Genomic DNA, 19782 nt, shown 5'->3' on the forward strand with positions numbered 1-19782 from the left:
CCGGCCCGGGAAACCCGCGCCGGCGCGCCGATATCGACGCGGAAAAACGGCAGAAATGGGACGTGCCGGATGCCAAGCGGCCGGCACGATCCGGTCTCGATTACTTGCCCGGCATCGGGCGGTGCAGGACCTCGTGCAGCGCCTTGCGGATGTATTCGTTGCCGGCGATGATCGAGCCGTCTTCGATCGGCTTGTTCCCGCCATCGATATCGGCGATCCAGCCGCCCGCCTCGCGCACCATCAGCATGCCGGCGGCCAGATCCCACGGCATCAGGCCGCGTTCCCAGTAGCCGTCGAACCGGCCGGCCGCGACATAGGCCAGCGCCAGGGACGGCGAGCCGAGGCTGCGGACGCCGGCGACTTCGCCCATGACATGCCGCAGTTCGATGAGGTGGTTGCCGTGGTGGCCGCGGCCGAGGAACGGCGTCCCCGAGGAAATGACGGAATCCGCCAGACTGCGGCGCGCGGCCACGCGCAAGCGGCGATCGTTGAGGAAGGCCCCGCCGCCGCGCTCGGCGGTGTAGAGTTCGTCGGTTGCCGGGTTGAGGATCACGGCCGTGACGATCTCGCCCTGACGTTCCAGCGCGACGGTGATGGCGAAATGCGGAATGCCGTGCAGGAAGTTGGTGGCGCCGTCGAGTGTATCGACAATCCAGCGATGCGCGCCGTCCGTGCCCTCGACCTCGTCGCCGTCCTCACCGAGATAGCCATAGGTCGGGCGGGCCTTCATCAGTTCCTCGCGAAGAATCTTTTCAGCCTTGCGATCGGCCTGCGACACGTAGTCGCCCGGCCCTTTCATGGAAACCTGCAGGTTCTGCACCTCGCCGAAATCGCGGGACAACGACTTGCCGGCCTTGAAGGCGGCCTGGACCATGACGTTGAGAAGGGCGGAACGGGCCATTTCGGGCTTCCTCTGAAAAAAGCGCCGGAAAGAGGACCGGCAGATCGCGGGGCTGTCACAGAACGGTCGGCGACGACGGTATCCATCGCGGACACCGGGGATCAAGCCGACAACGCGGCGGATCGTCCTGACGATCCACCGGGCGGCGCCTCAAGACCACAGATCCCCGCGAATTTCAAGTCCCTGCAAACCTGCCGAGCCTCACGGCTGCCGGAAGGGCCTTGTCTTTTCGAGATAACCGGATTCCACTGATCCCTGACAAACTCTACCCGCGCACCGCGCGAAAACGGTTCGCGGCCTCACGGGCCGCCTTCTGCTGGGCCTCGCCGATGCCGAGGTAGAAGTCCTCGAGATCGTCGTCCTTCAGGCCCGCACGGCGCGACAGCACGTACCACTTGGCCGCCTCCACCGGATTGGGCCGCGTGCCGATGGCATTGATATAGAGGTGCGAGAGCTTGTTCTGCGCAACGACATTGCCGGAATTCGCCGCGCGCAGCATCCAGCCGAAACCCTGTTCAAGGTTGCGGCTGCCGCCGATGCCGTCCACAAGCCAGATGCCGGCATCGAGCTGGGCCGTATCGATCCCGGCCGCGGCCGCCCGCAACAACCATTCCCGCGCCCGCGCCCGCTTGTCGTCGGGAATGCCATCGACATTCAGGTAGATCTGCGACAGCGCATATTGCGCGTCCGCGATGCCCTGGCTGGCCGATTTTTCGTAATAGGGCATCGCGGCCTTCAGCCCGGCCTGTCCCGGCAGGTCGGCCACAAGCAGCTGGGCATAATTGAACTGGGCGGAGGCATTGCCACGATCGGCCGCCTTCTTCATCAGCTCCTCGGAGCGGGCCTTGTCGCGTGGCACGTCCCGGCCCTCCATCAGGAGGATGGCGTATTTGAACATCGCGGAGGGATCGCCGGCGGCTGCGGCCTGCCCGTACCAGAAGGCCGCGTCCTTCGGTTTGCGCGGCACGCCAAGCCCTTGGGCGAAAATTTCTGCGACCAGCGTCTGCGCCGAGGCATCGCCCAGCTGTGCGCGCGGCAGAGCGAGCTCCATGGCCGTGAGGTAGTAGCCGCGCTGGAACGCACCATAGGCGTCGTCGGCCTTGCCCTCGAAGGGCTTTTCGGCGGGAAGCGCTGGAAGGGCGACGCCCATCCGCTCCAGCACGTTGACGCCGCCGGACGGCGCGATCTTGCCGTCGGCAGGCTTTCCCTCGCCGCCCGGCCGCCGCAGCGCCGGGATTTCGTTTTCCGGAAGGGCTGCGCCATTGAACGGGGTGATGCGGCCGCGCTTGGCCGTCACGCCGGTCTCGCTCGTCGCGTCGTCCTCCGGCTCGGCGCCCGCTTCCGCATCAGGCTGTGCCGGTGTTTCGGCCGGGGCAACAATGGCCGTGTCGGGCTCGACGCCCGGAAGCGCGTCCTGCGCGCTCGCAGGCAGGCACGCCACACTCACAGAGAACAGGGCAACGGAAAAAAGGCAGAGACGGGGCAAACGATCCAGCATTCCCGGTCTTAAGCGCCAAACCGTGGCGCTTTTTCGTCAAGCAGTGCATTGACCTCCGCAATCACGGCAGCAGCACGCTTCGGCACCTCGAAAACGGCCCGATGCAGCGCCACGAACTCCGCACCGCTTTCCGCAACCGCGAGAGCGGAGGCGGGGTCGGCACCGCCCATGACGATGCAGGGGATCTCGATCATCGAGGACCACCACTCGCCGAGCGCCACGTTTTTCCCATGCGCCTCCGGCTTGATGTCGCCATTCAGCTTGCCGAAGAAGATATAGTCCGGTTTTGCCTCGCCGATTTCCAGCGCATGATGCCGGTCGGCCGCATTGCCGCCGCCGACGATGAGCTTCGGCGAGAATTTCTCCATCGCCTCGGTCATGACCTCGTGATTGCCCTCGACATGCAAGCCATCGGCGCGGACCCGCCCGGCGACGCGGGTATCGCCCGCGACGAGCGCCGCGGCGCCGGCCTCCTGGATGAGCGGAACGAGCGCTTCCGCATGTTTCTGGAAGGCCTGGTCGTCGAGCCCGTATTGCGGCACGATGACGGAGGCGACGTCGCCGCCTTTCAGGGCGTCGCCAACGATGCGGGCGCGCTCCGTGGCATCCGCGATATCGGGAACGATGAGGACGAGGCGGCAGCGATTGTCGGTCTGGCTCATGAAGGTGCTCCAGCAGGCCACAGGGGCGTGCATCTGCGTGTTATCTGTGCGCTCAGCGATAGCCGCTCGCGCGTCGGGGATCAACCATGCCAGGGCACGCCGCCAGAACGCGCATCTCTACTTGCAAGAGAATTCCGCCAAAATACATACTCGCAAATGGCGAGTATTAGCAGGTTGCGAAAAATAGGTTGTGGCAACGCACAATTTACTTGATGATAATGTGCATTTCTAATAACGTTCTAATATGTCAAATTTATCACCCTTCAGTGCCATCGCAGACCCGAACCGCCGCTACCTGCTCGAGGAGCTTCGGCGTGCGCCGAAGACCGTCAATGAGCTTGCCGAAGGCTTACCAATCAGTCGTCCGGCCGTTTCGCAGCACCTCAAGGCTCTGCTCGATTCCAACCTCGTTTCGGTCTCGCCCAACGGGACGAAACGCATCTACCATATCAACAAGCCGGGACTCGACGCCGTCAATCTCTGGTTGGATCAGTTCTGGGCCTAGTCGCCGCTGTGCATACGGTTATCAGCGGTAGCCAAGAGCAGAGACTTGGCGACCGTTTGAAGATAACCGCCATAGTGAGGGCAAGGCTCCATCCGTGATAGGAACGCGGCTTTCGGGAAGCTTTCGATAAGGACTTGCGCTGTTTCAGCCGGGGCACGATCGGTGCACGGTGTCCGATTCGAGAGTATGCTACGTACGTCCCCGAATCGGGATTGATCGTGCAGCGGGTATCGAGCGTTTCAACGGAGCGACGTCCGTTACGTTTGACGCACATGCTATAATACATTCCCGTCAAAGTCGCATATCTGCGACGCTTTTGGTCTCTTCATCAAACTGTTCGCAGAATAAGTTATTCTGCATTGGCTCATTCTCGTGTCGCTTAACGGACATGTTTGGTGCTTCGCATTCCACACCCTTTAGGGCAGCGTGCGCGCGGGATGTTCGTTCGTGGTGCGCCGAGACCATGCTCCCGACAGATGCGCGACATCCCATGCTTCCAGCCATTTTTGTATTTGCTCGCTTACCATGCACTCTTCGGCGTGACGCCCTGCGTCCCGAAGTCAGCATCCCGCGATGGTGCGCTTCGACCCGTATCGCCCGATGCCAAACGCGCCGGCAGCAGATCGGCGGCGCGGCTCCAGCGGCGCGCGCCACCGTGTCCGTGCGCATTGCATAGCGGTTATCCCCGCCGTGGGGTCTAGCGGGCAGAATCAGCGAGCAGGCCCTGAGATTTGGCAAGAATGGCAGACGGGGAGGTCGCGTAGACGATGGTCCAGCAGTGTGCCCGTATGGACGACCCGGCAGCAGGTCGCAGGTATCGGCACTCCATCATAGAGCGCACCAATCCCGGCACTGAAAAAAGCCGACGCCTCGCAGACGGGGTGAGCCGATCCGCGAGGCGCCTCGCTTCATGAGCGCGGATCTCATGCCGTCATGATCGGCTGGGTCCGGCTGTCACGTGAATTTCCCTGGAGAGAATGCTGTACGTAATCAATGAGTCGTCGAACGGATCTTCGCGATCTCGTCCTTCAAACGCAGCTTCCGACGCTTGATAGTGGCAATATATTCGTCTTCTACAGACGGTCTTGTCAGAGCCGAATGCAGCTCTTCTTCGAGAACGGTGTGTTTCTTCTCAAGCGTTGCAAGATGAGCCTCAATGTTCATGTGGCAGTCCCTTCCTTTTGCTTGCATCCGGTCGCCAGGCGCCGGATGTTCAGGTTCTAACCGGGGAAGTGTGCCATGCGTTTGCCGATTTGTCGAAGGCGAAATCGCAGAAACGGATAACTTCCCGTGAACGATCGTTCTATGCTAGAGGATCGCGCCTTGGATGAATCGCGCACGGGGCCGGAAGGTTCCCGCCGCGCCGCAATGATCCGAACCGGCCGCTTGAGACCCTGCGGCCACGCACCAACTTTCTTACCCGACGACAGTTCTGCCGCCGGATGCCGACAGGGAAATCCGCATGCCCGATCAGGACCAGGCCGAACTCAGACTGAGCGTTGCGCGTCTGCGGCAGGAGCACGAGGATTACGATGTCGCCATCAATGCGATGATCCAGACCGGCTGCGATGCGCTGCGAATTCAGCGGATGAAGAAAAAAAAGCTGGTCATCAAGGACAGGATCACCAAGATCGAGGATGTGATCATTCCCGACATCATCGCCTGAATGGGCCTGATGCGGATTTGCGACACACGACCGAGCGTGAACCCTTTACCTCACAGCGCGGGCTTTGCATGAAGGCCGGCGCCAACCTCTTTCCCGCGAACCTCTCTTCAAGGAGTGCGAGACGTGACGAACCCCGGTCCGCCCCCCGTCGCCATCATCATGGGAAGCCAGTCCGACTGGGAAACCATGAAGAATGCCGCCGACATGCTCGATGCGCTCGACATTCCCTATGAAGCACGCATCGTTTCGGCCCACCGCACGCCCGACCGGCTGGTGACCTTCGCCACCTCCGCCCGCGAGGAAGGCTTCAAGGTCATCATCGCCGGGGCCGGCGGTGCCGCCCACCTTCCCGGCATGACCGCCGCCATGACCCCCCTGCCCGTCTTCGGCGTGCCGGTGCAGTCGAAGACCATGTCCGGCCAGGACAGCCTGCTTTCCATCGTGCAGATGCCGGCCGGCATTCCGGTCGGCACACTCGCCATCGGCCGCGCCGGCGCCATCAATGCCGCCCTGCTGGCTGCCGCCGTACTGTCGCTGTCCGATCCGGATCTTGCCGACAGGCTGGATATCTGGCGCGCCGAGCAGAGCGCCGCGGTCGCCGAATATCCGGTCGACCCGGCATGATCACACTCGGCATCATCGGTGGCGGCCAGCTCGGCCGCATGCTCGCCATGGCCGCCGCGCGTCTCAACGTGCGCACCGTCATCCTCGAGCCGCAGGCGGATTGTCCGGCAGCGCAGGCCGCCAACCGGCAGATCGTCGCCGCTTATGACGATGAAGCCGCGCTCGACGCACTGGCTGAGGCCTGCGATATCGTGACCTACGAATTCGAGAACGTGCCGGTTTCCGCTGCCACGCGCCTTGCGCGCAGCCTGCCGGTCTATCCGCCGCCGAAGGCGCTGGAAGTGGCGCAGGACCGGGTCACCGAGAAGCGGTTTCTGAATGCCTGCGGTCTGGAGACGGCCCGTTTTCACACGATCGACAGCGCCGCGGAGCTGACGGCTGCCCTTGCCGATTTCGGCGGAAAAGGCGTGCTCAAGACCCGCCGTTTCGGATATGACGGCAAGGGACAGCATGTCTTCCGCGACGATGGCGAAGATTCGGCCGCCGTTTACGAACGTCTGGGCGCCGTGCCGCTAATCCTCGAGAGCTTCGTCGCCTTCGACCGCGAGATTTCCATCATCGCCGCGCGCGGCACGGATGGCGCGTTCGCGGCCTTCGATCCAGCGGAGAACGTTCACCGCAACGGCATTCTGCACACCTCCACCGTTCCCGCGGCGATCGACGCGGCAGCCGCGCAGGCTGCGACCGCTGCGGCAAGAGCGATTCTCGAAACGCTGGATTACGTCGGCGTCATCGGCGCGGAGTTTTTCGTACGGCCGGATGGTGGGCTTGTCGTCAACGAGATCGCACCCCGCGTCCACAATTCCGGCCACTGGACGGAGGCCGCCTGCGTGGTCTCGCAGTTCGAGCAGCACATCCGCGCCGTTTGCGGTCTGCCGCTTGGGCATACGGCCCGTCATTCGGACGCAGTGATGCAGAACCTCATCGGCGACGACATCCACGACCTGCCGCGCTGGCTGCAGGAGCCCCGTACGCTCGTTCACCTCTATGGCAAGGATGAAGCCCGTCCGGGCCGGAAGATGGGCCATGTGACGGTGCTGGGCTGAGCTTTGCGCCGGATGTCGCAAACCTGCTAAAAACCGGGCTTCGCGTCCAAAATCCCGGCCGTTATGGTTGACAGCAGCCCGGGCTCGGGGTATTTGCCAGCCACCGTAAAGAGCGCGCTCAGCCCTGACAGGCTCGCAGGCGCGCTTTTTGATTGTTTAGACCCTGTGCGAATGTGCATTCGCCGCAACTGCGGATCAGAAAGATGAAGATCAAAAATTCGCTTAAGTCGCTGAAGGCCCGTCATCGCGAAAACCGTCTGGTTCGCCGCAAGGGCCGCGTCTATATCATCAACAAGCTCAACCCGCGTTTCAAGGCCCGTCAGGGCTGAGGCATATCTGCCGAAGCGGGACTGAATTGACCTGTGTTTCGACCTTTGGTCGAGGGGCATGTCATAAAATTGATTTGATCTGAGGCCATGGCGGGATACCTTCTCACCATGGCCTTTTTCATGTCCCGTACCCTGATTTCCGCACTGTCTCGCCTGGCGCCTCTGGTTGCGGCATGTCTTGTCGTGTCGTGCCTTGTCCCTGTCCAGGCGGCGGATACCGCGCAGGCGCCAACGGCAGACAGGCCCACAGCGAAGCCTGCCGAGCCGGAAAAACTCCCGACGCGGGCCGAGAAGCTCGACACCCTGTTTGCCGCGCTGAAGCGCGAGCGGGATGCCGAGAAGGCGCGCGGCATTGCCGAGCAGATCCGTCTGGAATGGCAGGATTCGGGAAGTGCGACCGTGAACCTGCTCATGCAGTGGGCGGCAAAGGCCGTGGCCGACAGCAAGCAGCCGAGTGCCCTCGACCTCTACGATCAGGTCATCGCGCTGGCGCCCGACTATGTCGAGGGCTGGAACCAGCGGGCGACGTTGCATTACCAGATGAGCAACTACCGGAAATCCATGTCCGACATCAACCGCGTGCTGGCGCTGGAGCCGCGGCACTTCGGTGCGCTTGCGGGAATGGCAGCAATCCTCGCCGCCTCCGGCAAGGACGAACTGGCCCTGCGCGCCTGGGAACAGTTCCTCGCCGTCTACCCCGCCGAGCGCAAGGCGCAGGAGCAGGTGGGGGAACTGGAAGAGAAGCTGGCGGGCAACCGTACCTAAGAGGGTCTTGCTCTACCTTCCGACAATGCGCCGATCCGCGCTCCGGTGAACCGTTCCCCGGAGCGCTCCGTATGACATCGACAATCCGATTCAGACCGCAAGCCCTACCCTCGGTTTAGCGCATCGGCTCCAGTATCGCTAACGGTGTGACGACGATAGACCATGCCTCCCTTCCCGACCCGCAGGATCATCATGCTCTCGACGCTCACCGCCTTCCTCATCCTGATGGCCGTGGGGATCGGTGCCGGAACCTATCAGGCATCGGCCTTCGAGCGGACCAGCGGCCATGAGGGCGACCTCACAGATGTCGGCGGCTATAGCATGAACAGCGTTCACGTGCCCCGCCCGCCCGGCGCAGACCTGCCGCCCATCGTCTTCATCCACGGCGCCAGCGCCAACCTCAACGACCCGATGGCAGCCTTTCGTGCGAAGCTGGAAGGCCGAGCCGAGATGCTGTTCCTCGATCGCCCCGGCTTCGGCTATTCCGAGCGCGGCGGGCCGCGCAACGCCTATCCGGACGGACAGGCGGATGCGGTGGCCGCCCTCATGAAGAAGCGCGGGATCCGCAAAGCGATCATCGTCGCCCATTCCTTCGGCGGCGCGATTGCCGCGACCTTTGCCCTGAACCACAGGGACATGGTGGCCGGCCTCGTCTTCCTCTCCCCCGCCACCCATCCCTGGCCGGGCGGCGTCGAGTGGTACTATGACGTCGCCAAGACGCCTCTGCTCGGCGATCTCTTCGCGACCCTCGTCGCACCCACCGTCGGCCGCCTGCTGGTGGACAAGGCCACCCGCAGCGTCTTTGCGCCCAACCACCGGCCGGACGATTACATCGCCCAGAGCAAGACCTATCTGGCGCTTCGCCCCGCGACCTTCCGCAACAATGCCGTCGATATCGCCAATCTGCTCGCCTATGTCACGAAGGTCGCGCCGCGCTATGGCGAAATCACAGCGCCCACGGTTATCATCACCGGAGACCGGGACAAGGTCGTCCTGCCGGACATTCACTCCCGCCAACTGCATGAGGCGATCGCGGGTTCACGGCTGGTCACCATCCAAAATCTCGGCCACAAGCCCGACTATATCGTTACCGACGTCGCCATCGCCGCCATCGAGACCGTTGCCGGTGAAACGCCCGATCTCGATGGCATCGCCCGCGCAGCGGAAAAGCGCATCGCCGGCGACAACGAGGACTGAACGACAAAACGCCGCGTCCCCATGCGGGAACGCGGCGTTTTGTCGTTCGGTATTTCGAAGGCTCAGACGCCGCCGGCGCCGTCTTCGCTGATATAGGCGATGCGCAGCATGTTCGTGGCGCCGGGCGTGCCGAGCGGAACACCTGCCGAGATGATGATGCGGTCGCCCGGATCGGCAAGGCCTTCCGAGGCGACAATGCGGCAGGCGCGATTGACCATGTCGTCAAGGTCGGTCGCATCGCTGGTGACGACGCAGTGCATGCCCCAGACCACCGAGAGCCGGCGCGCCGTCTGGATGACAGGCGAGAGGGCGAGGATTGGCACCTGCGGACGCTCGCGCGCCGTGCGCAGGCCGGTATTGCCCGAAGACGTGTAGCAGACGATGGCCGACAGCTTCAGCGTTTCGGCGATCTGGTGCGCGGCAAGCGAGATGGCGTCCGCACCCGTCGCTTCCGGCGGCGTGCGCTGGGCGTAGATGATGCCGGAATAATGCGGGTCGGTTTCGACCTTGCTGGCGATTGACGACATGGTCGCAACGGCCTCGACCGGGTAATCACCGGAGGCGGACTCGGCCGACAGCATGACGGCATCCGCACCTTCGAACACGGCGGTGGCGACGTCGGAGACTTCGGCGCGAGTCGGGACCGGTGCCGAGATCATCGATTCCAGCATCTGCGTGGCGACAACGACCGGCTTGCCGGCGCGGCGGCATGCGCGGATGAGCTGCTTCTGCAGGCCGGGCACGGCCTCGAGCGGCATTTCGACACCGAGGTCGCCGCGGGCAACCATCAGCGCATCCGAAAGCTCGATGATTTCGTCGATCCGTTCGATCGCCTGCGGCTTCTCGATCTTCGACATCAGGCCAACGCGGCCACCAGAGATCTTGCGAACTTCGATCAGGTCTTCGGGACGCTGGACGAAGGAGAGCGCCACCCAGTCGACTTCATTCGTGGCAAGCACGGCATCGAGGTCGGCGCGGTCCTTGTCTGTGAGGACGCCGACGCCAAGCAGCGTATCAGGCAGGCTCACGCCCTTGCGGTCGGAGATCTTGGTGCCGGACACGACGGTACAGACGATGCTCTTGCCGTCGGCGCTTTCGGCGCGCAGATGCAGCTTGCCGTCATCGATTAGCAACCGGTCGCCGGCCTTGACCGCTTCGAGAATTTCGGGATGCGGCAGGAAGACGCGGGTCTTGTCGCCGAGCGTCTCGTTGTCGTCGAGCGTGAAGGTCTGGCCGGGAACGAGGTCGACCTTGCTGTCGACGAACTTGCCGACGCGAAGCTTGGGACCCTGAAGGTCGGCGAGAATGCCGATGGGGCGGCCGCAACGAGCCTCGACGGAGCGGATACGCTCGATGAGCGTACGCATCATGTCGTGGCTGGCATGGCTCATATTGATGCGGAAGAGATCCGCACCGGCCTCGTGCAGCTTCTGGATCATCGCCTCTTCGTTCGACGCCGGTCCCAGCGTCGCAAGGATTTTGGCTTTTCTATTCCGTCTCATCAATTCTGGCCTTCTTGAGTCGCGGGCGTATCGGAAAGCTGAACCATCCAGCTGCCTTGGCGTCCCGTGTCGTATTCCTTGAAGCCCATGCGCTGGAAACCGCGCGCAAAACAGTCCTGCACGCCGACGATCTTGAACTCGTTTTCAGCGGCGCACATGTTGACGTTGCCTGTCCACCGGCCACCACGCGCCGCATCCTCGGCGTAGAGATAGTAGTAGCGGGATTGCAGTTCGCCCTCGATCAGCGTCGCACAGGTGGTGGCAGGTACCTGCCACCAACCTTCGGTGATCCAGCCTTCCTTGGCGCGGTAGCCGATGGCCACCCCGACGAGGTTCTGCGTACCGTTGCAGACGCGAAATTCGGCGCGCGCCTCCGTTGCCACGAGGGGGGAGGCGAGCGCGAGCGCGAAGACAGTCAATCCACCGAGAGACAAGCGACGCATGTTCGACGGGGAGAGAAGATGTCGAGACACGGTTTCCAATGGTGCTCCATTGCATTTTGTCGAGGCACTTTCTTGCGACGGTGCGGGGCGAAAGTCAACGGAAGTGTAAGGTCTCATTTCCGGCTTTTTCCGGGCGGACACCGCGTAGTCCCTAAGCGCCTGCCTTGCGATCGCCTTTTCGGCATGTCATCAAAATTGTAAAGGCATGCAAGGAGGTTGAACCCCATGGCCGACGAGGCGCCGTTCGAGATTATCAGAGGCGAGATGAGCCGCGGGCTCGTGCTGCTCGGCGACCACGCGACCAACCGGCTGCCATCCCGCTACGGCACGCTCGGCTTGGCCGAAAGCGCCTTTGCCCGGCACATCGCCTACGACATCGGCGTGGAGCCTCTGATCCGGGGATTGGCCGCGCGTCTCGACGTGCCCGCCGTGATGAGCCGCTATTCCCGCCTGCTGATCGACCCGAACCGCGGCGAGGACGATCCGACCCTGATCATGAAGATTTCCGACGGCGCGATCATCGCCGGCAATCATCCTTTATCGCCGGAAGAAGCCGAGGCGCGCCTTCAGGGCTTCCATCGCCCCTATCACCGGGCCGTTGCCGACACCATCGCCGAGGTTGCAGAGGCGAGCGGCAGCACGCCGCTCATCCTGTCGCTCCACTCCTTCACCCCGGCCTGGAAGGGCGAACCCCGCCCATGGCATGTCACCGTGCTCTGGGACACAGACGCGCGCGCCGTGCTGCCGCTTCTGGCAGCGCTGCGCGAACCCGGCGATGTCGTGGTCGGCGACAACGAGCCCTATGACGGCGCCCTGCGCGGTGACACGCTTTACCGCCACTGCATGGAAACCGGCATGCCGCATGCGCTGATCGAGGTGCGCCAGGACGAGATCGGCACGCCGGAGGGCGTCGCCGCCTGGATCGACCGTCTGGCGCCGATCTTCGAGCGGCTGAACGCCCGCGCCGACCTGCACCGCACGGAGCGGCACCCCTCCCGCACGGGACCCTACGCCGCGTAACACTTTGCCTTGGGAGCGCCCTGTTCGCTCCGCCGACCGAAAGGATATGCCCATGCCCGACACAAGCCCGATGCCCGCACTCTCACCGGAACAGCGCACCGAATTCGAGGCTGCCGCCTTCCGCCGCCTGCTGGCGCATCTCGGCGAGCGGAGCGACGTGCAGAACATCGACCTCATGAACCTTGCCGGCTTCTGCCGGAACTGCCTGTCCAACTGGTATCGCGATGCGGCCGAGGCGAGCGGGCAGCCGTTGACCAAGGAGCAATCCCGCGAGATCGTCTACGGCATGCCCTATGACGAATGGCGCGAGAAGCACCAGCGCGAGGCGAATACCGACACGCAGCCGGCCTTCGAGATCAACCGCCCGAAGGCGTGAGCACGGTGCAGGCGGCAGCGGCGCGCGGCAATCTTTGCGCAAAGTGACTTGACCTCGACGCCGCTTCACGGCAGGTGACGGCCCAGCCGGGCATGAGGCCCGAAAGCCTCCGAAATTCCCGCATCCCGTCTTTGCCCTCCCCGGCGGGACGACGAGGCGTATGCTCTATCAAACAGCCTGAACGAAAAGGACAACAGGAATGGACGAGAGAACAATCCCGGAAACGGGCGTGGAAAACGTCGCCGCTGCCGAGCTTCGCCAGTTCATCGAGCGTATCGAGCGCCTGGAAGAAGAAAAGGCTGCAATCGCGAGTGATTTGCACACATCGTCCAATTAGACCGAGCCACTAAAGCATTCAATATCAGCTACTTATCGGGACATTATATCTAGTAGCCTACTGAGGCTCAAGAATTTTTGGGAGTTTGACGATGGACGAGAGCAATACGGTGGAAAATGTAGCGGCGGCTGAGCTGCGTCAGTTCATCGAACGGATTGAACGGCTGGAAGAAGAGAAGCAGTCGATCGCCGACGATGTGAAAGACGTTTTCGGCGAGGCCAAAGGGCGTGGCTACGATGTGAAGGCGATCCGTACGATCATTCGCCTGCGCAAGAAGGACGCGAACGAGCGCATCGAGGAGGAAACGATCCTCCAGACCTACATGGCCGCCCTGGGCATGGAGTAGAGAATGACGAGACCGCGTGCTGCCACGAGACGGGCAGCACGCGGTCAATACCAGCAATATATTAGTTCGCTCTCAGAATGCGTAATTCCGCGAGTAGATCGAGACAGTCGCGATCCATTCGATCCAGCTGCACCTTTAGCCTTTTGACCTCATCGTCCTTGGATCGCCTCTTGGGTTTTTGATTTGGGTTTCTGGACCGTCCTTTCAGATTACGCCGAACGCCGAGAATTTCTGGATAAATGTAGTCCAAAATATCGTTCAGTTGTGAGAATAGCTCTCTGTGCGTTGTCCGCATCGCCGTGTTCCCGACCTTAATCCTTCGCCGAAATCCATCGACGGTAAAGGAAACACCACGCTCCACAGCCTGCTGGTATTCTGAAAACGTTGTGACAGCTCGCAGTTCATCGAGGCCTCGCTGAAACCGTTGCTCGGCGTTCAACTCTACCGAGGCCTCTGTACCCTCCGAAAGAACCGCGGCTTCTTCACCGGTAGCCTTTCGGGTTTTCGGTGGCAGCTTTATCAATTTCAGGGTACGCATTACAACGTCTCCATCCTTTCAGATTGGCGAGCTATCCGAACACCCTCCCTCGCAGCTTCCACGAGGCGATCGGGTGCGGCAGGATTATCGATTATTTGCTGGTGACGTTCCCCAGCGTGCTCCCAAAAACCCTCGAACTCAGGCGTACGGAGGAATTGTTTGCAACCGCTGCCGCAAATGCATGGTCTCTTCTTATTATCTGGCCGTGAAATGCCGACCTTTCTCTGCGCTTTCTCCAAGCATTGAGCATACCTGCCGCTGGTCTTGGACCATGCACAATACCCCCAAGGCATAGGATATAACATTGTGTCATTTCGCTCTGTGCGCTGAATGGTCCAATCAAGAAGCTGCTCCGGAGGCATGACCCTTATCCGCAGGCGATTTTGAAAACGCATAAGCTCGTTCGCAATGGGTCCTGACGCACGAAGATCGCCCGTGATCAGTTTTCCCATAACCTTCACCGCCAGCTCCTTCTGCTGGCGCGAGAGAGCGTCACCCTGAATCGTCGTTCCCGCATATCGCAGTGTCGCACCGACGGTTGCATGATCCAATGCCTGCGAAAGGGCTTGGAAACGTCCTCCAAATTCGTAGTAGTTTGTCAACGGCGGAGTAAAATCCTGCCACGCGGCGGCGCAAAAGTCGGCCACTTGTGGCGCGCGCATGAGACCGCCGGGAGGGCTTAGGCCCGAGCGGGGGTCTCATGCGCGCGTTGCGATTTTCGAAGGGCGTCAGCCGGCCTTTCGGGCGCGGCTTTGGGCGAGACGATAGCTGTCGCCGTTCATCTCGAGGATGCTGACGTGATGGGTGATGCGGTCGAGCAAAGCGCCGGTCAGGCGCTCGGACCCCAAGGTTTCCGTCCATTCGTCAAAAGGAAGGTTGCTGGTGATCAGGGTCGCGCCTCGCTCGTATCGTTGCGAGATCAGCTCGAACAGCAATTCCGCGCCGGTCTTTGACAGCGGCACGAAGCCCAGTTCATCGATGATCAACAGCTGGTAGGCGGCCATCTGCTTCTGGAACCGGATGAGACGCCGCTCGTCGCGCGCCTCCATCATCTCGCTGACCAGTGCGGCCGCTGTCGTGAACCCAACGGACAGGCCCTTCTGGCAGGCGGCCAGGCCGAGGCCGAGCGCCACATGGGTCTTGCCCGTGCCGCTGGGGCCGAGAGCGATAACGTTCTCCCTGCGCTCGATCCATTCGCAGCGCGCCAGTTCCAGCACCTGCATCCTGTTCAGCTTTGGGATGGCGGCGAAGTCGAAACTGTCGAGGCTTTTGACGACCGGGAACCTGGCCGCCTTGATGCGACGCTCGACCTTGCGACGGTCCCGTTCGATCATCTCCCGCTCGGCAAGCCGGGTGAGGTATCCGACATGATCGACGCCTTCGGTGGCGCACAGCCGGGCCAGCTTCTGGTACTCGCGCTGGAAACTCGGCAGCTTCAGGGTTTTGAGATAATGGGTGAGAAGGATCTCGGGTGCTTGGGTGTTCATGCGACTTCTCCCGCATCCGACGACAGGAGACGCATATACGCCTTCGCCGATGTCGTCTCGACCGTCGCCCTCGGCAAATACGGGTAGATGGACAGGTCCAGTCTGGGCGGCCGGCGTTCCACCCGGCACAGGATCAGATGCTTGACGGCGTCAAAGCCAATGGCGCCAAGCTGGATCGCCTGCTTCACCGCCGCATGCAGATCGGCGAGTTCGAAGCTCTCCAGCAGGCGGAGGACCTGCACGTACTCACGCCGGCCGTGTTTGGCCATGCGGCCTTCCATCAACCGGCGCAGCGTAGCGAACTCTTGCGGCAAGTCCCAGCCCTGGAGGGGCGCTGCCTGATCCAGCGAATTGATCTTCTGCTCGATCAGCGGCAGGTAATGGACAGGATCGAAGACGACGTCTTCCCGTTCCCAGCACCGAGGATGGCGGGCGATGATCTCGCCACGGCCACCAATGACCACTTCGTTGACATAGCCGCGCACCCACACATCCTGATGGCCATAGGCGACCGGGACGGAATAGTCGTTGGTCTTGTAGCGCACCAGCGACTGCGCCGTCACCTTGGCACTTGCCTGGTCGCAGGCATCAAATGGCGAGGCTGGCAAGGCGCGCATGGCAGCCAGATCGCGCCGCAAGCGCTCGCCGATCGTCTCGCTCTCGCCGCGCAGCCTGTCGCGCTGGCGCTTCCGGCACTGCTCCTCCAGAAAGGTGTTGAACGCCTCCCATGTCGCAAACTGCGGGATCGGTACCATGAAGTTGCGCCGGGCATAGCCGACGAGACCCTCGACGTTCCCCTTGTCGTTGCCCTTGCCGGGACGGCCATAGCGATCCCGGATAAGGTAGTGGGACAGGAAGCCGCTGAACAACGTCGCGCGCTTGCGGGTGCCGTCAGGCAAAATCTTCGCCACCAGGCAACGGTCGTTGTCGTAGACGATCGATTGCGGCACGGCGCCGAAGAAAGCGAACGCATGGACATGGCCATCGACCCAGGCCTCGGCCACTGCCGCCGGATAGGCCCGCACGTAGCAGCCGTCGCTGTGCGGAAGGTCGAGCACGAAGAAATGCGCCTTCTGCTCGACACCGCCGATGACCACCATCGCCTCACCGAAATCGGCCTGCGCATGGCCGGGCGGATGCGACAGCGGCACGAACACTTCCTGGCGGCGCTGATCCCGCTCGCGCATGTAATCCTTGATGATCGTATAGCCGCCAGTGAACCCGCATTCGTCTCGAAGCCGGTCAAACACCCGCTTGGCCGTATGGCGCTGCTTGCGCGGCACTTGTCTGTCTTCGTCCAGCCAGTGATCGATCGTCGAGACAAACGCATCCAGCTTGGGCCGCCGGATCGGTGATTGTCGCTGATAGCCAGGTGGCGTCGAATAGGACAGCATCTTGGAAACGCTGTCGCGCGATATGTTGAAATGCTTTGCAGCCTGACGCCGGCTCATGCCTTCCGAGCAAGCCAGTCGAACCTTCAGATATAATTCCACGGTATAGATCCCCAGGCCCTCCTGCGCTCATTGCAGAAGAGAAATAGGTGGCCGACTTTTACGCCGCCCGAAGCGGGACAATCCCGCCGCTACCGTGGTCTAATTTTGCACCGCCGCTCTCATCGGAGATGAAGGTAAAGGCTCTCGTGTGGCGAGAACCGCTTGAACGGGGTCTTTGATAACTTTATACGGCGGTAGTCGTTCAATTCATTCTTGGCGAGCGCCATTGCTAATCTTGGCTCGTCGTGCAGATCGAAATTGGTCCAAAGCGTCGCCCCGATGAAGTGATATCCGCCAAGGATGATCGAATCACCGTCTAGCAGGAATAGGTCGTCATAGGCTTCCGCCAGCTTGTAGCCGCCGGCTCGTCCTTCTTTGAAGGAGCTGCGATAGTATTCGTGATTCCCAGGCACGAAAACGACAGGCATGTGCGGGGCAACGAACTCTCCCAGCCAGAGAATGCTTGCCAGAACACCACCGTCGAAGATGTCACCCGCACAGAGGCAGATGTCGGCATCGGGAATTTTTGTTAATGCAAAATTCGGGTCGATTTCCAAATGAAGGTCGGAGAAAATCCACGCTCTCATTGTTGCCTCGGGGTGCGCTGATCCCAGAATTCTGGCTCGACACGAGTACCTAACCGGTACCAACGAGAAAATGACCGAGCTACGCCCCTCTGTTCATCGAGATAAAATAGCTCGCTAGAGAACAGAGGCTTTCCGTCCTCTATTGTCGGGTGACCGATGGGAATGCCAACAAGGCAGGGAACGGTGCGCCGAGCTAAGGCCCAGTTCTCGATAATCGCGGGCACGGCATCAATCTTCGGCGGACCGGCGTAAATGTCGTCGGCAATCTTGCGTAGTCGAAACTCCAATTCTTTTTTGGTGAGCCCAAACCAGTGAAGGGAAGATGAGTCGCTCAAGCTAGATTTCCTGTTCAATAATAGGTCAATACGAATCCTATTTTTTGAACCTTACAGAGTTTCATGGGTATTTAAAGACCCCATTTTGGTTTTTGTTGACTTTCTCACTGGCGACCGGCTGAACCGGTTTATGAAGCCGCCAGTACCACCCGCCGCCCTTCGAGCCGCTCGCGCCTTGACAGGCCTTACACAGCTAGATGCTGCCGCTGCGGCCAGCGTTAGCCCTAAGTCCCTGCGAATTGCTGAGACGGGAATCCGACCAATTGACGAGGTCAATTCTAGGCTTCGAGATTATTACGAGCGTGCTGACATTGAGTTCCTGGGCACCGTAGAGATTGGCTCGGGTGAGGTGCGCTGCTCGGGCGCTCGATGGTGGGACCCGGAGACGCGGACACCAAGAGTGTCGGCGAACTCCGAATACACTTACTGTACAGGCGCCATCGCGTTTGCTGCTGCTCGTGCATTCGAGGCTCTCAGCATGAAGATCGTCTCGGAAAATGCAGGAGTCGAATATCGCGTAGTAAGTGCGGCTGAAAATGGAGAAGCTATATCGCGGCCCGACAGGGAGAAACTTTTCCAGTTCTACAAAGCGCGCGGCCTAGTTCTCCTCGGGAGGCGTGATACCGTAACCGATAGGTACTTAGGCGTGGGTGTTAGGCAAGGGTAAAGCGTCTGTGTAATCCTCGCTTCTTTTCAAGAGGTTCGCTCACAATTCGGCATTCAATCGTTGATGCCCAGCGACGACGTGGACCCACCGATTTTCCCAGCTTGGATTCATCCATCAAAAATTCGCGCCGAAAATAATGACTGTCTAATATAACGGCAGGGAAGCGCTGACGTCGAGCTCTGAGAGCCCCTCGCTACGCTGCGCTTCGTTCGGGGTCCGAACCGGCAGTGCCGGATATAGACGGCTAACGCCGCCTTTGTTTTCTTAGAAAGACGGCATTGGCCGGCTTGCTTGCAATATGGTGAGCCGCTCGCCCGGCCATGCCTTTGTCGGCTAAAGCCGAAACGGAGTGCTTCGCACGAGTACACTTTAAAGAGAATATGTGTAAACGACGACATCAAGGACGTCATGGGCGAAGCGAAAGGCCGCGGCTACGACACCAAGGCGATCCGCACGATCATTCGCCTGCGCAAGAAGGATGCGAACGAACGCATCGAAGAGGAAACGATCCTCCAGACCTACATGGCCGCTCTCGGCATGGAATAGTCCGGCCGCGTCATCTGCAGGCAACGTCAACGCCGCACGTCAGGATCGACGGGCGGCGTTTTGCGTTTGACGGCCAGCGCTGTGGATCAGGCTCAATGGATGAGGTTTCGCCGGATGGCATCGGCGATGGCGTGGGTGCGGTTCGCGGCCCCCAGCTTCTTGATGGCCGACTTGATGTAGCTGTTCACCGTATCGTTCTGGTAACCTGTCGCCCGCGCGATGCCCTCGCTGGTCAGGCCATGGCTCGCCTGCTTCAGACAGGCGACCTCACCGCGCGACAAGCGCAGATGCGAAACGGCAAAGCGCTCCATCAGCGGCCGCGTGACCTCTGCATGCAGGGAGGGCGCGATCAGAGTAACGAACGCGAGCTCCTCGCTGTCGAACGGCGTCTCCCGCATGAAGGTGACGGCACCGTAGACCACGGAACTGCGCATGACCGGCACGAGCGTTCGATTGTGAACGTTGAAGGTCGATGTCACGCGCTCCAGAAGGGCCGGCCTCGGCGTCTCCGCGAAGACCTCGGCCTCGATCACGACCTTTCCCGAAAGCGCGGCCTCGACGAAGGGATCGATCTCATAGAGCCGCTCGCGCGCATAGGTCTCGACATAGGCCGGCGGCAGATCGGTATCCACGGACACGCCACGTCCGAAATGATACCCCTCCAGGTCGAGCCCGCTGATCACGATATGATCGAACGGCACGGCACGCCTGAGGCGATCGACCACGGGATTCGACGTGAAATAGCGATGCGGAGGAACGGAATTCAAATCGCGCCATTCCGGGCTGAATGGGGAGAGCGATGAGTGCGCCTTGGTGGCCATGACCGGACTCCGAATGCCGACTTACTGTAAGTCTGGTGAGACGGTGTCAAATTTCGCCCGAGTTTACAACCAAAAGATCTATTTTTAGGGG

The 19782-nt window shown here is 61.4% G+C and carries 21 protein-coding genes and 3 pseudogenes; 12 read left to right on the plus strand and 12 right to left on the minus strand.

The features are described from left to right. Positions 1–100: 100 nt before the first annotated feature. From GA0004734_RS00640 to GA0004734_RS00650, 3 genes are all read right to left on the minus strand, one after another. Positions 101–901 carry an inositol monophosphatase family protein gene (locus GA0004734_RS00640; RefSeq protein WP_092930328.1) on the minus strand — a complete coding sequence of 267 codons (801 nt, stop codon included), beginning with the start codon at positions 899–901 and terminating at the stop codon, positions 101–103. Positions 902–1166: 265 nt separating this feature from the next. Beyond that, the gene (locus GA0004734_RS00645; RefSeq protein ID WP_092930330.1) at positions 1167–2399 is read right to left on the minus strand and encodes a tetratricopeptide repeat protein; all 1233 of its coding nucleotides are present in this window, start codon (positions 2397–2399) and stop codon (positions 1167–1169) included. Between the two features lie 8 nt (positions 2400–2407). Then, on the minus strand, positions 2408–3061 hold the full coding sequence (locus GA0004734_RS00650) for a thiamine phosphate synthase (RefSeq protein ID WP_092930332.1): 654 nt from the start codon (positions 3059–3061) through the stop codon (positions 2408–2410). 244 nt (positions 3062–3305) lie between these two features. On the opposite strand from GA0004734_RS00650, the gene GA0004734_RS00655 reads away from it, so the two are divergent. After that, entirely contained in the window at positions 3306–3566 is a 261-nt protein-coding gene (locus GA0004734_RS00655; RefSeq protein ID WP_092930334.1) for an ArsR/SmtB family transcription factor, read from the plus strand. Between the two features lie 990 nt (positions 3567–4556). Here GA0004734_RS00655 and GA0004734_RS00660 read toward each other — a convergent pair. Next, positions 4557–4730 (minus strand): YdcH family protein, encoded by a 174-nt coding sequence (locus tag GA0004734_RS00660; protein WP_082477274.1) that lies wholly within the window; start codon positions 4728–4730, stop codon positions 4557–4559. A gap of 298 nt (positions 4731–5028) precedes the next feature. Here GA0004734_RS00660 and GA0004734_RS00665 point away from each other — a divergent pair, with 298 nt between their 5' ends. The 6 genes from GA0004734_RS00665 to GA0004734_RS00690 all read left to right on the plus strand — a co-directional run bounded on the left by GA0004734_RS00665 (position 5029) and on the right by GA0004734_RS00690 (position 9193). Further along, positions 5029–5232, plus strand: coding sequence for a YdcH family protein (locus tag GA0004734_RS00665; RefSeq protein ID WP_092930336.1), 204 nt, complete (start codon positions 5029–5031; stop codon positions 5230–5232). 159 nt (positions 5233–5391) lie between these two features. After that, a complete protein-coding gene (purE, locus tag GA0004734_RS00670; RefSeq protein ID WP_092935702.1) occupies positions 5392–5856 on the plus strand; it encodes a 5-(carboxyamino)imidazole ribonucleotide mutase in 465 nt (154 codons plus the stop codon). Then, positions 5853–6902 carry a 5-(carboxyamino)imidazole ribonucleotide synthase gene (locus tag GA0004734_RS00675; RefSeq protein ID WP_092930338.1) on the plus strand — a complete coding sequence of 350 codons (1050 nt, stop codon included), beginning with the start codon at positions 5853–5855 and terminating at the stop codon, positions 6900–6902. The genes purE and GA0004734_RS00675 overlap by 4 nt, the downstream gene beginning before the upstream one ends. Before the next feature lie 203 nt (positions 6903–7105). Beyond that, the gene (gene ykgO, locus GA0004734_RS00680; RefSeq protein ID WP_034855034.1) at positions 7106–7231 is read left to right on the plus strand and encodes a type B 50S ribosomal protein L36; all 126 of its coding nucleotides are present in this window, start codon (positions 7106–7108) and stop codon (positions 7229–7231) included. A 108-nt stretch (positions 7232–7339) separates the two neighbouring features. Beyond that, positions 7340–7996 carry a tetratricopeptide repeat protein gene (locus tag GA0004734_RS00685; RefSeq protein WP_245292302.1) on the plus strand — a complete coding sequence of 219 codons (657 nt, stop codon included), beginning with the start codon at positions 7340–7342 and terminating at the stop codon, positions 7994–7996. 162 nt (positions 7997–8158) lie between these two features. Further along, positions 8159–9193 carry an alpha/beta hydrolase gene (locus GA0004734_RS00690; protein ID WP_245292303.1) on the plus strand — a complete coding sequence of 345 codons (1035 nt, stop codon included), beginning with the start codon at positions 8159–8161 and terminating at the stop codon, positions 9191–9193. A gap of 62 nt (positions 9194–9255) precedes the next feature. Here GA0004734_RS00690 and pyk read toward each other — a convergent pair whose 3' ends face one another. Together pyk and GA0004734_RS00700 are read right to left on the minus strand one after the other, a co-directional pair. Continuing rightward, positions 9256–10695, minus strand: coding sequence for a pyruvate kinase (gene pyk, locus GA0004734_RS00695; protein ID WP_092930340.1), 1440 nt, complete (start codon positions 10693–10695; stop codon positions 9256–9258). Continuing rightward, positions 10695–11066: pseudogene (locus GA0004734_RS00700) on the minus strand (DUF1036 domain-containing protein); the annotation flags it as partial. The pseudogene GA0004734_RS00700 and the gene pyk, both read right to left, overlap by 1 nt. Before the next feature lie 297 nt (positions 11067–11363). Between GA0004734_RS00700 and GA0004734_RS00705 the strand changes: the two are divergent. The 4 genes and pseudogenes from GA0004734_RS00705 (at position 11364) to GA0004734_RS00720 (ending at position 13217) form a co-directional block, all read left to right on the plus strand. Continuing rightward, a complete protein-coding gene (locus GA0004734_RS00705) occupies positions 11364–12158 on the plus strand; it encodes an N-formylglutamate amidohydrolase (RefSeq protein ID WP_092930342.1) in 795 nt (264 codons plus the stop codon). Positions 12159–12228: 70 nt separating this feature from the next. Then, complete coding sequence (locus GA0004734_RS00710; protein ID WP_092935708.1) at positions 12229–12534, plus strand: DUF1244 domain-containing protein; 306 nt, start codon at positions 12229–12231, stop codon at positions 12532–12534. A gap of 199 nt (positions 12535–12733) precedes the next feature. Beyond that, positions 12734–12853 (plus strand): annotated as a pseudogene (locus tag GA0004734_RS00715) (GapR family DNA-binding domain-containing protein); the annotation flags it as partial. 109 nt (positions 12854–12962) lie between these two features. After that, the gene (locus tag GA0004734_RS00720; protein ID WP_092930346.1) at positions 12963–13217 is read left to right on the plus strand and encodes a DUF2312 domain-containing protein; all 255 of its coding nucleotides are present in this window, start codon (positions 12963–12965) and stop codon (positions 13215–13217) included. 61 nt (positions 13218–13278) lie between these two features. Here GA0004734_RS00720 and GA0004734_RS00725 read toward each other — a convergent pair whose 3' ends face one another. The 5 genes from GA0004734_RS00725 to GA0004734_RS00745 form a co-directional block, all read right to left on the minus strand. Beyond that, positions 13279–13755 carry a hypothetical protein gene (locus GA0004734_RS00725; protein ID WP_092930349.1) on the minus strand — a complete coding sequence of 159 codons (477 nt, stop codon included), beginning with the start codon at positions 13753–13755 and terminating at the stop codon, positions 13279–13281. A 728-nt stretch (positions 13756–14483) separates the two neighbouring features. Beyond that, positions 14484–15242, minus strand: coding sequence for an IS21-like element helper ATPase IstB (istB, locus tag GA0004734_RS00730; RefSeq protein ID WP_092930036.1), 759 nt, complete (start codon positions 15240–15242; stop codon positions 14484–14486). Continuing rightward, positions 15239–16735, minus strand: coding sequence for an IS21 family transposase (istA, locus tag GA0004734_RS00735; protein ID WP_139056207.1), 1497 nt, complete (start codon positions 16733–16735; stop codon positions 15239–15241). Before istA ends, istB begins: the two co-directional genes overlap by 4 nt. 119 nt (positions 16736–16854) lie before the next feature. After that, positions 16855–17322, minus strand: a complete 468-nt coding sequence (locus GA0004734_RS00740) for a metallophosphoesterase (protein WP_092930353.1) — start codon at positions 17320–17322, stop codon at positions 16855–16857. Further along, entirely contained in the window at positions 17319–17657 is a 339-nt protein-coding gene (locus GA0004734_RS00745; RefSeq protein ID WP_092930355.1) for a hypothetical protein, read from the minus strand. The genes GA0004734_RS00740 and GA0004734_RS00745 overlap by 4 nt, the downstream gene beginning before the upstream one ends. 1060 nt (positions 17658–18717) lie before the next feature. On the opposite strand from GA0004734_RS00745, the pseudogene GA0004734_RS00750 reads away from it, so the two are divergent. Then, positions 18718–18870 (plus strand): annotated as a pseudogene (locus GA0004734_RS00750) (GapR family DNA-binding domain-containing protein); the annotation flags it as partial. Positions 18871–18962: 92 nt separating this feature from the next. Here GA0004734_RS00750 and GA0004734_RS00755 read toward each other — a convergent pair. Further along, on the minus strand, positions 18963–19691 hold the full coding sequence (locus tag GA0004734_RS00755) for a LuxR C-terminal-related transcriptional regulator (RefSeq protein WP_092930357.1): 729 nt from the start codon (positions 19689–19691) through the stop codon (positions 18963–18965). Between the last annotated feature and the right edge of the window lie 91 nt (positions 19692–19782).

It is taken from the genome of Rhizobium sp. 9140, from assembly GCF_900067135.1.
GTDB lineage: Bacteria > Pseudomonadota > Alphaproteobacteria > Rhizobiales > Rhizobiaceae > Ferranicluibacter.